14 protein-coding genes are annotated in these 13647 nt (G+C 70.7%); 5 read left to right on the top strand and 9 right to left on the bottom strand.

What is annotated here, in order from left to right:
• The first annotated feature begins 1 nt into the window (after position 1).
• From ACQPXB_RS43065 to ACQPXB_RS43045, 5 genes are read left to right on the top strand one after another with little or no spacing between them, the layout of a single operon-like run.
• Positions 2-532, top strand: coding sequence for a 3-hydroxyanthranilate 3,4-dioxygenase (locus ACQPXB_RS43065; RefSeq protein ID WP_432847661.1), 531 nt, complete (start codon positions 2-4; stop codon positions 530-532).
• The gene (locus ACQPXB_RS43060; protein WP_366588445.1) at positions 532-1548 is read left to right on the top strand and encodes an amidohydrolase family protein; all 1017 of its coding nucleotides are present in this window, start codon (positions 532-534) and stop codon (positions 1546-1548) included. Before ACQPXB_RS43065 ends, ACQPXB_RS43060 begins: the two co-directional genes overlap by 1 nt.
• Positions 1545-2345, top strand: coding sequence for a tryptophan 2,3-dioxygenase (locus tag ACQPXB_RS43055; RefSeq protein ID WP_366588443.1), 801 nt, complete (start codon positions 1545-1547; stop codon positions 2343-2345). The genes ACQPXB_RS43060 and ACQPXB_RS43055 overlap by 4 nt, the downstream gene beginning before the upstream one ends.
• Before the next feature lie 13 nt (positions 2346-2358).
• Entirely contained in the window at positions 2359-2937 is a 579-nt protein-coding gene (locus ACQPXB_RS43050; RefSeq protein ID WP_386953981.1) for an NADPH-dependent FMN reductase, read from the top strand.
• A 37-nt stretch (positions 2938-2974) separates the two neighbouring features.
• Complete coding sequence (locus ACQPXB_RS43045) at positions 2975-4285, top strand: MFS transporter (RefSeq protein WP_432847659.1); 1311 nt, start codon at positions 2975-2977, stop codon at positions 4283-4285.
• Between the two features lie 46 nt (positions 4286-4331).
• Here the strand turns inward: ACQPXB_RS43045 and ACQPXB_RS43040 are convergent, their stop codons facing one another.
• The 9 genes from ACQPXB_RS43040 to ACQPXB_RS43000 are packed head-to-tail and all read right to left on the bottom strand — an operon-like array spanning position 4332 to position 13623.
• On the bottom strand, positions 4332-5456 hold the full coding sequence (locus ACQPXB_RS43040) for an FAS1-like dehydratase domain-containing protein (RefSeq protein ID WP_366588437.1): 1125 nt from the start codon (positions 5454-5456) through the stop codon (positions 4332-4334).
• Entirely contained in the window at positions 5437-5838 is a 402-nt protein-coding gene (locus ACQPXB_RS43035; RefSeq protein WP_432847656.1) for a carboxymuconolactone decarboxylase family protein, read from the bottom strand. The genes ACQPXB_RS43040 and ACQPXB_RS43035 overlap by 20 nt, the downstream gene beginning before the upstream one ends.
• Complete coding sequence (locus tag ACQPXB_RS43030; RefSeq protein ID WP_432847654.1) at positions 5835-7934, bottom strand: acetate--CoA ligase family protein; 2100 nt, start codon at positions 7932-7934, stop codon at positions 5835-5837. Before ACQPXB_RS43030 ends, ACQPXB_RS43035 begins: the two co-directional genes overlap by 4 nt.
• Complete coding sequence (locus tag ACQPXB_RS43025; RefSeq protein ID WP_386953993.1) at positions 7904-9085, bottom strand: iron-containing alcohol dehydrogenase family protein; 1182 nt, start codon at positions 9083-9085, stop codon at positions 7904-7906. Before ACQPXB_RS43025 ends, ACQPXB_RS43030 begins: the two co-directional genes overlap by 31 nt.
• A 5-nt stretch (positions 9086-9090) precedes the next feature.
• Positions 9091-10212 carry a mandelate racemase/muconate lactonizing enzyme family protein gene (locus ACQPXB_RS43020; RefSeq protein ID WP_432847652.1) on the bottom strand — a complete coding sequence of 374 codons (1122 nt, stop codon included), beginning with the start codon at positions 10210-10212 and terminating at the stop codon, positions 9091-9093.
• A gap of 25 nt (positions 10213-10237) precedes the next feature.
• Positions 10238-10942 carry an ABC transporter ATP-binding protein gene (locus ACQPXB_RS43015; protein WP_366588428.1) on the bottom strand — a complete coding sequence of 235 codons (705 nt, stop codon included), beginning with the start codon at positions 10940-10942 and terminating at the stop codon, positions 10238-10240.
• A complete protein-coding gene (locus ACQPXB_RS43010; RefSeq protein WP_366588426.1) occupies positions 10939-11742 on the bottom strand; it encodes an ABC transporter ATP-binding protein in 804 nt (267 codons plus the stop codon). Before ACQPXB_RS43010 ends, ACQPXB_RS43015 begins: the two co-directional genes overlap by 4 nt.
• A complete protein-coding gene (locus ACQPXB_RS43005; RefSeq protein ID WP_432847649.1) occupies positions 11735-12772 on the bottom strand; it encodes a branched-chain amino acid ABC transporter permease in 1038 nt (345 codons plus the stop codon). The genes ACQPXB_RS43010 and ACQPXB_RS43005 overlap by 8 nt, the downstream gene beginning before the upstream one ends.
• The gene (locus ACQPXB_RS43000) at positions 12769-13623 is read right to left on the bottom strand and encodes a branched-chain amino acid ABC transporter permease (RefSeq protein WP_432847647.1); all 855 of its coding nucleotides are present in this window, start codon (positions 13621-13623) and stop codon (positions 12769-12771) included. Before ACQPXB_RS43000 ends, ACQPXB_RS43005 begins: the two co-directional genes overlap by 4 nt.
• Positions 13624-13647: the final 24 nt, after the last annotated feature.

Here is a 13647-nt window from a genome sequence, read left to right as displayed (position 1 = left end):
AATGACCGACATCAACCCCGTTTTCAACTTCGCCGCGTGGGTCGAGGAACACCAGCACCTGCTCAAGCCGCCGGTCAACAACAAGCAGATGTGGGAACGCACGGGCGACTTCATCGTGCAGGTCGTCGGCGGGCCCAACCAGCGCACCGACTTCCACGTCGACCCGTACGAGGAGTGGTTCTACCAGGTCAAGGGCAGCATGCACGTGAACGTGATGACCGACGAGGGACAGCAGACCGTCCACGTGCGCGAGGGTGACATGTGGCTGCTGCCCGGCAACGTGCCCCATTCGCCGCAGCGCCCCGAGGCCGGCTCGATCGGTGTCGTGATCGAGCGCGTCCGCGAAGAGGGCACGCTGGAGAAGTTCCAGTGGTACTGCCTCAACTGCGAACACCTCGTGCACGAGGTCGAACTGCAGGTGCGTGACATCGTCGAGGACCTGCCGCCGGTGTTCGAGCAGTTCTACGAAGACGAGTCCCTGCGCAAGTGCGCCAACTGCGGCACGGTGCACCCCGGAAGGTCCGCGCTCTGATGCCCCAGGTGATCGACGTCCACACACACTTCGTCCCGCGCGGCTGGCCGGCGCTGGGCGACGGCCCGGTCGAGGAGAGCACGCTGCCGTGGCTGCGCGTCGAGAACGAGCGCGAGGCGACCATCATGGTCGGCTCGCGCGAGTTCCGGCGCGTCCTCGCCAACTGCTGGGACGCGGGCGAGCGGCTGCGTGAGATGGGCGAAGACCAGGTCGACGTGCAGGTCGTGTCGCCGACGCCGGTGTTCTTCTCCTACGACCGCACGCCCGCCGAGGCCGTGCGGATCGCGAAGGTCTTCAACGACCTCGCGCTGGAGATCTGCGAACCGGCGTCCGGACGGCTGCTGCCGTTCTGCCAGGTTCCGTTGCAGGACCCGGATCTCGCGTGCGAAGAGCTCGACCGGTGCCTCGCCGCCGGCCACCGCGGCGTCGAGATCGGCAACCACGTGGGCGACCGCGACCTCGACGACGCCGGCATCGTCACGTTCCTGCAGCACTGCGCCGCCAAGGGCGTGCCGGTGTTCGTGCACCCGTGGGACATGCCGAGCTCGCCGCGGCTGAGCCGCTGGATGTCGCAGTGGCTCACGGGGATGCCGGCGGAGACGCACCTTTCGCTGCTGGCCATGATCCTCGGCGGCGTGTTCGACCAGGTGCCCGAGACGCTCAAGATCTGCTTCGCCCACGGCGGCGGCTCGTTCGCGTTCTGGCTCGGCCGGCTCGAAAACGCCTGGCACGAGCGCCACGACGTGATCGGCGGCTCCGCCAACCCGCCGTCGAGCTACCTCGGCCGGTTCTCCGTGGACAGCGTGGTGTTCGACCCGTCGGCGCTGCGGCTGCTGGTCGACGTCGTCGGCGTGGAGAACATCCTGCTCGGCAGCGACTACCCGTACCCGCTGGGCGAACGGCCGGTGGGCCAGGTGGTGCGCAAAGCACAGTTCTTGTCCGAAGCCGAACGCGGCCTGTTGCTCGGTGGCAACGCCGCGCGGTTCCTCTCCCTGCCCGAGGAGGTCACGACATGACCGCGTACAACTCCTACCTCAAGGCCGACGTCCTGCACACCCTGCAGGAGCCGGTGACCGACCTGGAGGGCGAGCGGTCGTTCCTCGTGGTGTGCCAGGTGCAGGAGCTGTACTTCGGCCTGATCACCACGGAGCTGCGCTTCGCCGCGCAGCACTTCCGGGACGGCGAGACCCCGTCGGCCGCGGCGGCCCTGCGCCGGGCGGCGGACCACTTCGCGGGGCTGAACGCGTCGTGGAAGTCGCTGGAGTGGATGACCGTCGGCGACTTCCTGCCGATCAAGAACGGCCTCGGGTCCGTGCACGGCAAGTCTTCGTCGCTGCAGTCGTGGAAGTACCGCGAGCTGGTGTTCCTGCTCGGCATCCGCCCGCACGCGCTGGCCGACCCCGTGTCGTCGATGCCGGACGAGCACTCGTCGCTGCTGACGACCCTGCGCGAGCCGAGCGTCTACGACGAGGCGCTGGCGCTGCTGAGCCGGCGTGGACTGTCCATTCCGGACTCGGTCGTGAAGCGTGACCCGCAGGAGGAACACGAGTCGCACCCTGACGTGGTGCGCGCGTGGACCACGGTCTTCTACGGCGGCGACCCCGCGCTCGTGGACCTGCGGTTCTGCGGCGAGGCCCTGATGAAGATCGCGGAGGGCTACGCCGAGTACAAGCACCTGCACCTCGTGGCCACGCGCCGCACGTTCGGCCACCGGCCCGGCTACTACGGCTCCAGCGGCCTCGACTGGCTGGTGCAGACGGTGGTCGAGGTGCCGTTCCCCGAGCTGTGGTCGATGGACCCGGAAGAATCGTGACGGGAGAAAACCCTTGTCGGACTTGACGATCCTCGCGCTGTCCGGAAGCCTGCGCAAGGATTCCCTGAACACGCGCCTGCTCATGGCGGTCACGCAGCTCGCGCCGCCCGAGCTCTCCTTCGACGTCTTCGGTGAGCTGGCGGCGATCCCGCCGTTCAACGAGGACGAAGAACACCCGGCCCCGCCGGCCGTCGCGCAGCTGCGCCACCGGATCCGCACGGCCGACGGGGTGCTCATCGCCACCCCGGAGTACAACGCGGCCATGCCCGGCGTGCTGAAGAACGCGCTGGACTGGCTTTCCCGCCCCGTCGACGAAGGTCCGGCGCTGGGCCGCAAGCCCGTCGCGATCATCGGGGCTTCGCAGGGGCCGCTGGGCACCATTCGCGCGCAGCTGAACCTGCGTTCGGTGCTGCACAAGATGAACGCCGACGTGGTCGGCCAGCCCGAGTTCGTGCTGCCCCACGCCCATCAGGCGCTCGCCGACGGCGAGCTGCCGGAGGGTTCGCCGTCGTCGGCGATCCTCACCGCCGTGGTCGACGGCCTGGTCGACCTGATCGAACACCGCCGCGCCCTGGCCTCGCTTGGCCGGTGAAGCGCTTTCCCCGTCCCCTGAACAACGGAGTTCCCCCATGACACAGGTGTCCCCGCCGCCGCGGCAGATGAGAAAGAACATCCTCGTCAGCGTCGCCGGTTCGGCCATCGAGTGGTACGACTTCTTCATCTACGCGTCGGCTTCGGCGCTGGTACTGAACAAGCTGTTCTTCCCGTCAGTCGATTCCGTCGCGGGCACGCTGCTCGCGTTCAGCACGTTCGCCGTCGGCTTCCTGATCCGGCCCGTGGGGGCGGCCGTGTTCGGGCACTTCGGTGACAAGTTCGGCCGCAAACCGGCGCTGGTCACGGCCATGATGATCATGGGCGTGGCCACGACGGCGATCGGCCTGCTGCCCTCCTACGCCACCCTCGGCGTGGCCGCGCCGATCCTGCTGGTGGTGCTGCGCCTGGTCCAGGGCCTGGCGCTCGGCGGCCAGTGGGGCGGCGCGGTGCTACTGGTCACGGAGTGCGCGCCCGAGGGCAAGCGCGGGTTCTACGGCAGCTTCGCGCAGCTCGGTGTGCCGATCGCGTTGATCTTCTCCAACGTGATGTTCCTGATCCTCTCGGCCACGCTCTCGCAGAACGCGTTCCTGGCGTGGGGCTGGCGGATTCCGTTCCTGCTCAGCATTCTGCTCATCGCAGTCGGGCTCTACGCCCAGTCGCGCGCGTCGGAAACTCAAGCAACGCCTGCGGAGGAGCCGGCCCGGCGGCGCGCGCCGCTGCTCGAACTGCTGCGCTCGCACCCCAAGCAGATCCTGCTCGCCGCCGGCGCGACCGTGATCAACGGCGGCGCGTACTACCTGCTCACCGTCTACATCCTGTCCTACGCCACGCAGGCCCTGGGCGTGCCGCGCGGCACGATCCTGGTGGCCGTGCTGATCTCCGCGGTCGCCTCGGGTCTCACGATCCCGGCCGCCGCCGCGTTGTCCGACCGCGTCGGCCGGCGCAAGGTGTTCCTCAGCGGGGCCGCGGGGCTGGCGGTGTGGGGCTTCCCGATGTTCTGGCTCGTGAACACGGGCTCGCCGGTGCTGATCACCGTGGCGCTCGTCATCGCGCAGGTCATCTTCAGCCTCACCTACGGCCCGTGCCCGGCGTTGTTCTCGGAGATGTTCGGCGCCAGCGTCCGCTACTCGGGTGTCTCGGTGGGCTACCAGATCGGCGCGGTCGCCGGCGGTGCTCTCGCGCCCATCATCGCGACGTCGTTGTTCGCCGAGTTCCGGACGGCCAACGCGATCGCACTGTACCTCGCGGTGATGGCCGCGGTGTCGTTCCTGGCGGTGTTCCTGGTGACGGAGTCCGTCCGTCGCAAGAGGACAGTCCCTGCCCCGCTCGCGGCGCCGGTGGACTGACGAGGTGCCGGCGGGCGGCGCGCACACCCGCGCCGCCCGCCGGGCCTCAGCCCAAGCGCACCAGGGCGCTGCCCTCGGCGGTCTGCTCGCCGAGCTGGTTGCGCGCGGACAAGGCGATCAGCACCTCGCCGTTGTCCCGCACCTCGGTCACCTCGCCGCCGCACCAGACGGTGTCGCCGAAGATGTCCGGCCGGCGCAGGCGCACGGAGAACTCGCGCAGTGAACCGGCGTCACCCATCCAGTTCAGCACGGGGTGCGCCATCCACCCGCATTTCTGCGGGCCGTTGTTGTACGCGCCGGGCATGCCGATCTCCTTGGCCACCTCGGGGTCCTGGTGCCCGAGGCTGGGTAGCACGCGCTCGCTGAAGTACGTGGGGTCGTAGTTGTTCGGCAGCCGCTCCGGCTCCTCGACGGCCCACGTGCGGTACAGCCACGAGATCTCGCCCGCCTTGTAGCCGGGCGAACCGATGCAGCCGGCGTAGTAGGCCGTCATGGTGATCTGGTCGATCGGTCCCTTCACCACCTCGGGGACCACGTCGCCGACCTGCACTTCGGCCGGGTTGCGCGGAGTGGTACCGCGCCGTGCCTCGGTCGTCGCCCAGCGGCGGATCTCCTCGAGCTCCTCGTCGCGGTAGACGTGCTTGTCGCGGGCCTTGTACGACAACCCGCCGGACGCCGATGCGCGCGGCACGCGGAACGTGCTGGCCAGCGCCTCGGCCAGCAGCGCTCCGTCGCTCTCGCGGCGGTACTCGGTGTGCACGCGCTGGATTGCGAACCGGTCGGAGTGGCGGCCACTGTGGACGGTCACCTTCCCCAGCCGGGCCTTCGGCAGGATGCGGTCGCCGCGGTGGATCGTCTCGTGGAACACCCATTCCGTGCCGGCGTAGATCGGCTGCACCCCGGGAAAACCGAGGCCGACGGCACCGTCGTAGCTGGAGTACAGGAACGTGGGCGGGGCGATCACGCCACCGTGCGGGCTCGCCGCCGCGTACTGCTCGTCGTGGAACAGCGGGTTGTGGTCGCCGAGGCCCCAGGCGTAGTGGCGGATGGTGTCCAGTGTCGCCTCGTTGTTCCACGGTTCGACGCGGATCTCCTGGCCTTCGAGCGCTGCCGCCTCCGACAGCATCTCGTCGGTGATCTCGGTGCTGAACTCAAGACGCGTGGTGGCCATTGGTGCTCGCCCCCTCTTCCTCGAAGTCCTTCTCCCAGGCCGCCCACAGCTTGTAGCCGACCTTGCCCCAGCCCGACACGCCCAGCACGAGGAACGCGATCTGCAGCGACTCGCGCAGCTGCTCGGCGGTCAGCCCGGCGCGCTTGGCCGCGCGCAGGTGGTTGATCGCGCCGCCGGCGTTGCTCACGGCCAGGTCGAACATGACCAGCAGCAGCTCCTTCATCGCGAGGGAGAGCCCGTCGGCGTGCTGGGTGTAGATCCGCTCGCGGATGTCGGTGTAGTCGCCGGCGAAGCCCTCGTCCATCGCGAACATCGTCGAGATGGCGGGCGGGATGTTGCCCAGCGACTCCTGGTAGTGCTGCAACCTGTCTTGTGCGGTCATGCTCTTCCCTTCACCCTTCGTTTCCGCCCGATCGCGTCGATCGCACGGACCCCGTCCGCCAGCACGAGCACGGGGTTGAGCTCCACAAAGGACACCGGCTGGTCGGCCAGCGCCGTGAACAAGGTGGTGATCGCGGCGTTGAGCGCCTCGACGTCACTCGCCGCCTGGCCGCGGTAGCCGGACAGGAGCACGCCGAGCCGGGACTCCCGCAGCGTCGCCAGCCGTTGCTCGGGCGGCCAGCCGTGCCAGAGCACGACCTGGTCGTCGAGCAGCTCGGCGTTCACGCCACCCGGGCGGAGCACGGCGGACAGGCCGTACTCCGGGTCGCGCACGACGGCCACCAGCACTTCCTGCCCCGAACCGACTCCCCGCTGCACCACGACGTCGTCACCGTGCTCGGCGCACACCTTCGCGACCCGTTCGTACGCCGCCGTGAGGTGGTCCTCGCCGTGCACCACCGCGACGGCGCCGAGCTCGGATCGGTGCGCGATCGTCCGCCCGGCCGCCTTGACCGCCACGGGGTAGCCCCACCGGCCCGCCGCCTCCGCCGCGGCCGCTCGGTCGGGTGCGGAAACCCAAGGCGCCCAGGGGAAGTCCGCGGGCAGTAAGTCGGCGATGTCCGGCAGGCCGAGGTACCCGGTCAGGTCTTCGGCGGGTTCGGCCGTGGCTTCAGCACCCGCGTCACCCGCCAGGAGGCCCAGCGCCTGCACCGCGCGTTCCGGCGTCGGGACCACGGCCACCCGCGCCGCGGCGAGCCGCGCGAGGAGGTTTTCCGGGATCGGATCGTCCTCGCTGAGGTGGCTGAGCACGACGGGACTCGCAGCGGGGGATCGCGCGGTGAGGATCTCGGTCAGCACCTCGCGGTCGTGCGCGAGGCTCGACTCGACGGCCACGACGACGTCCGAATCCGGCGCTTCGGACAACGTTGCCACCGTGCGCGCGAACGTCTCGGTCTCGCCGAGGAACGGCACGTCCATGGGGTTGTGCAGTTCGACCCGGTCCGCCAGCACCTCCCGCAACCGGACGCGAGTGGAAGAACCCAGCTCCGGCAGCGACAACGCCGGCGCCTGCTGCACGCGGTCGGCCAGTACCACCGCCCCCGCCCCCGACACCGACGCGGCGGCGATCCGCGGCCGCGCGGGCAGCTCGCCGACCACCTGCGCGGTCACCAGGCAGTCGGCCAGCTCCGCGATGCCCGGCACCCGCACGAACCCGGCCTGCTTCAGCACCGCGTGGGAGATGTCGCTCGACCCGACCACCCGCCCGGTGTGCCCGCCGGCGGCGAGCTGCCCGAGGTCGCTGTCGGCGATCTTGACCAGGAACACCCGTTTCCCGGTGCGCGCGATGGCTTCGGTGGCCGCCGGCAGCCAGTCGAGGTCGGTGATGGCTTCGAGGAACAGCCCGACCGTGCGCACGTCGTCGCGCGCCAGCACGCCCACGAGCAGTTCGAGCGCGCCGACGTCGAACTCGTCTCCCGTGCTGAACCAGTGCGCGATGCCGCCGCCGCGGCGCAGGATCGACATGAGCAGCCCGTTGCCGCTCGCCCCGCTCTGCGTGATCATCGCGACCGAACCGGCTCGCGCCGGCCCGCGGCCGAGCACGCTCGAGAAGTTCAGGTGCGCACCGGAAACCACGCTCATCGTGCCGACGCAGTTGGGTCCGATCACCCGCAGCCGCCGGTCGGGCGAGGCCAGGAACCGGTTGAGCTCCTGGCGCGGGGCGCTGTCGGGGCGCTCGAAGCCGCTGCCGATCACGACCGCGGCCCGCACACCGCGGCTGTCGAGGTCGTGCAACGCACTCGGCACCTGGTCGGCGGGCAGGTTGACGATGGCGGCCTCGGCCGCGTCGACGGGGAGGTCGAGCACGGCCGGCACCGCCGGGTAGCCGCCGACGACGGAGTGGCGGGGGTTGACGACGAACACGTCACCCGTGAACCCGTAACGGCTGAGGTAGGCCAGCGGCCGGCCCGCGGGCTTGGCCGGGTCGGCCGACGCGCCGACGACGACCACGCTGCGGGGCGCGGTGACGAGGTCGACGAGCGCGCTCCCGGTGGCGAGCTCCGCCATCACGCGGCCCCGGTCACGGTGCCGGTCCACGCGCGCCGCAGCACGCCCAGCACCGCACCGGCGTCGGGAACTCGCTTGGGGTTGAAGAACAACCCGCGGTCCTGCATGACTTCCTCGGCCACCCGCGCCAGGTCGGACTCGGCGAGGCCGGTGTCCGCCAGCGTCCTCGGCACGCCCGCACGCCGCTGCACGGTTGCCGCCAGCACCGCCGCGCGGCCCGTCTCCCCGAGCCCTTCGCCGAGCGCGCGGGCCAGGATCGCCTGCTTGGCCTCGGTGTGGTCGTGGTTGTACTCCAGGACGTACGGCAGCATCACGGAGTTCGCCACCCCGTGCGGCACGCCGTACGCGGCGCCGAGCACGTGGCAGACGGCGTGGTGCAGGCCGACCCGTGCGTTGCTGATGACGAGGCCGCCGATGGCCGCGGCGGTGAGCGCGTCCTCCAGCAGGTCGACGGGCAGCGGCCCGGTGGCACCGCCGATCCGCGGCAGCGTTTCCGCGAACCGCCGGGCGCCTTCCGCCGCCAGCGCGTCCGTGAACGGCGACGCGGACTTGGAGTACAGGGCTTCGGCGCAGTGGGCGAGCCCGTTCATGCCGGTGGTCAGGAGCAGCTCGGCCGGGACGTCGGTGAACAGCTCGGGGTCGTACACCACCACGCGCGAGGCGACCTTCTGGTCCCAGAACACGCGTTTGATGCCACGCGCGTCCGTCGCGCCGCCGCCGGGCGTGACCTCCGCGCCCGACAACGTCGTCGGGATCGTGAGCACAGGGATCTTCGGCTGGTCGAGCTGCACGTGCTTGAGCACATCGGGCGGGGTGAACGTGCTGCACTTGGCCTCGAGCGGAAATCCTTCGGCCAGCAGGATGGAAAGCGCTTTCGCGGTGTCGCTCACACTGCCGCCACCGACGGCCACCAGTGCGTCGGGCGGGTCGTCGCGCAGCTGCCGCGCCATCGCCTCGGTGTCGGTGATCGGCGCGTGCGGCGCGATCTTGCCGAACTCGTGCCGGACGTCGAAGCCGCGCAACGCTTCGCGCGTCGCCTGCCCGGCGGCCGACGCGAGCGAGCGCGGGCTGCCGACGAGGCACACCGAACGGGCGGACAGAGCGGTGAGCTCGTCCGGCACCGTCGCGATCGTGCCGGCCCCCACGGTGAGCACCTGCCTTGCCTGGTCGTAACGGAACACGCGGTTCAGCTCCTTTCCCCGGGCCGGTCGGTCCGGAAACGCGCCAGTGCGGCTTCGTCGATCTCGAACCCGAAGCCGGGTTCGGCGGGCACCCGCAGCACGCCGTCCCGGATTTCGGGCGGGCGGACCACGAGGTCGCCGTCGAGGTTGAGCAGGTAGGCCAGCTCGGCCGGGTGCTGCGCCGTCACGGGGCTGGCGGCGGCGAACGCGGCGCTGGTGTACGTGCCGATCGCCGAGTCGCCCTGGCTGCCCACGATCGCCTGCGCGCCGACGGCCGCGCAGAACTCGCGGATCCGCGTCGACGCGCGGATCCCCGTGCGGGCCAGCTTGATGCTGATCATCGTGCAGCGCCGGGCCAGGATCTCGGTGGCGACCTCCCGCGGCGTCGTGCAGCTCTCGTCGCCGAGCACGGGCACGGTCGACTTGGCGACCACGTCGGCGCGCCCGAGCACGTCCTCGGCCGGGCACGGCTCCTCGATCCACGCGAGCCGGTAGTCCTTTGTGGATTCCAGGAACGTCATCGCGTCGGCCGCGGAGTAACCGTGGTTGGCGTCGACGTAGATCAACGCGTCGGGGTGCTCTTGCCGCAGCTGCGCGACCAGCCGCACGTCGCGGTCGAGGTCCAGGCCGACCTTGACCTTGTAGCTGGTGATGCCGTGCTCCGCGCGCAGCGCCGCGGTCTCGGCCACGACCTCGTCGATCGTGCCCGCGCCGAGGATCGCCGTGCAGCGGACTTCCGGCGCGTAGCCGCCGAGCAGGTCGTGGCAGGAGACGCCGAGCGTTTTGCCCAAGGCGTCGAACATCGCCAGTTCCACGGCGCCGCGGGCGGTCGGGTTGCCGACGAGGTGGCGCAGCCGGTGGCCGAGCTCTTCGGTGCCGAGCAGGTCGAGCGACTGCGCGGCGGGGGCGATCATCGTGTCGATCACGTGCGCGATCGACACGGTGGTCTCGCCGTAGATCATCGGCCGGGGGATGGCCTCGGCCAGGCCGACCACACCGTCAGCCGTGCGCACGCGCACGAGCAGGTGCTCGGCGTGGGTCAGCCGGCCCGTCGCGAACTTCACCTCGTGTTTCAGGGGAATCCGGAACGGGATGACGTCGATCGAGGAGATCTTGCTGGTTGTCACCTGTCGCACACCTCCGGGGGAGTTTTCACAGGAACGCGTTCTCGATGACCGAGCGGGTCAGCACCGCGGCGGCCGGGCCCCGCTCGACCTCGCGGCCGAGGTTGAGCACCAGCACGTCGTCGCACAGCTCCCGCACGACGGTGAGGCTCTGCTCGGCGATGACCACGGCCATGTCCGTGGTGCGCGCGAGCCGGGTCAGCGACTCGACGAGCCCGCTGACCGCGATCGGGGACAGGCCGAGGGAGGGTTCGTCGAGCAGCAGCACCCTCGGCTGGGACACCACCGCCCGCGCGACGGCCAGCGACTGCTGCTGGCCACCGGAAAGGCGACCGGCCGCGCGGCGGCGCAAATCGCGCAGCACGGGGAAGAGCTCGTACGCGAACTCCGTCCGCTCCGCGCGCTTCGCCCGGCCGCGCACCCGCAGGCACCCCGCGTGCAGGTGCTCTTCCACGGTCAGCTCGCCGAAGAGCTCCCGCGACTCGGGTACGAACGCCAGCCCGCGGCGAGCGCGGTCCCACGCCGGCACGCCGGTGAGGTCCTCGTCGCCGAGCCGGATGGTCCCGGCGTGCGGGGCGACCACGCCGGACAGAGCTTTGAGCAGCGTGCTCTTGCCCGCGCCGTTGGCGCCGACGATGCCGAGGTAGCCGCCCGCGGCGACCTCGAAGCCGAGGTCGTGCACGACCGGGATCCGCCCGTACCCGGCGTGGATCCCCTGCGCGGAGAACGTCATCGCAGTGCTCCTTCGGCTCCGGGGCCGATGTAGGCCGCGAGCACGTCCGGGCGCCGCAGCACCTCTTCCGGGCCGCCGTCGGCGAGGATCTCGCCCTCGGCGAGCACCACCGTGCGGTCGGCGACGCGCCGGACGAAGCCCATGTCGTGCTCGACGAAGATCACCGTGGCGCCGGCGGAGCGGACGTAGTCGAGCACGCGGTCGGCCACCATTTCCTTGTCCTCCACAGGCATTCCGGCGCTGATCTCGTCGAGCAGCAGGAGCTCCGGCCGGCTCATCAGCGCGCGGCCGAGGTCCACGAGCCGTCGTTCGGGCGCCGACAGGAGGTCGACGTTCACCGCGGCCTGGTGCTCGATCTTCAGCTGCGCCAGTACTTCGTGGGCCCGGTCGACAAGTCGTCTCTCGTCGGCGAGGAAGCCACCACCGCGCAACACCGCGCCGAGGAACCGGCTGCGTTTTTGCTGACCGGCGAACGCGCCCGTGGCCAGCTGGTCGAGCACGGGCAGTCCGGCGACGAGCCGCGAGTCCTGGAACGTGCGCCCGATGCCGAGCCCGGCGCGGCGCCACGCACCCACACGCGTCAGGTCGGCGGAGCCCCGCGTGGTCCGCAAGGTGATCGAGCCGCCGGTCACGGGGACCAGGCCGCTGATCGCGTTGAACAGCGTGGTCTTGCCGGCGCCGTTGGGGCCGACCAGGCCGGTGACCGAGCCGCGCGCCACGGAGAAGCTCACGCCGCCCACCGCGACCAGACCGCCGAAGCGGACGAGCACGGAGTCGAGGTCGAGGATCGCGTCAGCCACGGCTGCCACCCGACGAACGCAGGTTCACCAGCGACCGCAGCCCACCGGGCCGCAGCACCAGGATCACGAACAGCAGGGCCGCGTTGAGGTAGCTGCCGAAGCTCCCGCTGCTGGGCAGGAACTGCTGCACCACAACCATGATCAGCACGCCGGTGACCGTGCCCCACACGCTGCCGACGCCACCGATCACGATCATCGTGAGCAGCAGCAACGTCAGCTCGAGCGTGAAGTTCGTCGGCGTGATGAACGTGAGCACCGCGCCCAGCAGCACCCCGCCGAGCCCGCCGAGCAGACTGCTGAAGGCGAACGCCAGCATCCGCGTCAGCGGTACGTTCACGCCCATCGTCGCGGCCGCTTTCTCGTCGGTGCGCACGAGGGCGAACGCGCGGCCGATCTTCGAGCGCGTCATGCGTTGCACCACGATCAGCGCGACCGCCGCGAACACCACAGCGACGAGGTAGGCCTGATCACCGCCGAAGTCGACGAGGATCCCGTTGTCGCCCTGCGTGGGTGGCCACAGCTGGATCGCCAGCAGCGCGGCCTGGGAGAACGCGAGCGTGAGCAGCGCCAGGTACAGGTCGCGGGTGCGGATGATGGCGACGCCGATGATCGTGCCCGCCACGGTGGCCGCGACCGCGCCGACGATCAGCCCGCCCACCGGACCGAAGCGCGGTTCGGACACCGCGTACCCGTAAGCGCCGAGGGCCATGAAAGCGTTCTGGCAGAAAGCGAACTGGCCGGCCTGCCCGAGCACGACCGTGTAGCCGAGCGCGGACACCAGGTACGCGGCGAACAGCCCCACCACGGTCTGGATGTACGCGCCGCCGACGTCGGCCCACACGGCGACGATCACCGCGACCAGCACCACCCCGGCCGTGGTCCACAGCGAACCGAGGTAGCGCTTCTCTCCGGCCGGCGACGTCACCGTGGTGGGCGTCGGCACGCGCAGCCGGCCGAGCCACTTCTGGACCGGCAGCGCGGAATCGCGGACGGCGGCCCGCACGCGGCGGGGGACGTTGACAGTGGTCATGCGCGTGCTCCGAACAGTCCGGTCGGCCGCGTCAGCAGGATCACGAGCATCACGCCGAGCGAGACGAACGCGCTGTAGCTCGCCCCGATCGCGCCCGACACGACCGACTGCACGACCCCGATCAGCACCCCGCCGACGGCGGCGCCCGGCAGGCTGCCGAACCCGCCGAGGACCACCGCGGCGAAGCTGTCGAACGTGTACTGCTGCCCGAGGTCCGGGGACAGCAGGTAGGTCGGGAAGATCAGCGCGCCGCTCAGCGCCGCGAGACCGCCGCCGACGCACCACGCCAGGGTGGAGACCCGCGCCGGGTTCACGCCGACGACCGTGGCGCCGAGGCGGTTGCTCGCGACCAGCCGCATCCGCAGGCCGGCCGACGTGCCGCGCAGCACCAGCGTGAGCCCGGCGACGAGCACGAGGCTCACCGCCATGAGCACCAGGTCGCTCGCCGACCAGCCGAGCCCCGGCACGATCGGCGAGCGGCCCGCGTACGGCATCATCGTCTTGGCCTCGGCCCCGAACGACGACAGGAACAACCCGCCGGCGACCTCGGTGACCGCGATCAGCACGATGATCTGGGCGAGCAGGCTCGCGCCGCGCAAGGGACGCAACGCGATCTGGTCCACGACCACACCCGACGCGACACCCGCGGCGACGGCGCCGAGCATGACCACCCACGCGGGGAACCCGTGCGAGCCGAGCTCCCACGCGACGTAGCCGCCGAGCACCATCTGGCTGCCGTTGGCGAAGTTGACCACACCGGTGGCGCGGTAGACGAGCGTGAAACCGAGTGAGACGAGGGCTAGGGCGAATCCGTTGACGATTCCGGTGCCGAAAGTGGCGGTGGTGACCATCGATCAGTCCTCACTGGGGCAAGG

It is taken from the genome of Amycolatopsis sp. CA-161197, assembly GCF_050942255.1.
Lineage (GTDB): Bacteria > Actinomycetota > Actinomycetes > Mycobacteriales > Pseudonocardiaceae > Amycolatopsis.
This window is presented reverse-complemented; position numbering and strand designations above follow the sequence as displayed.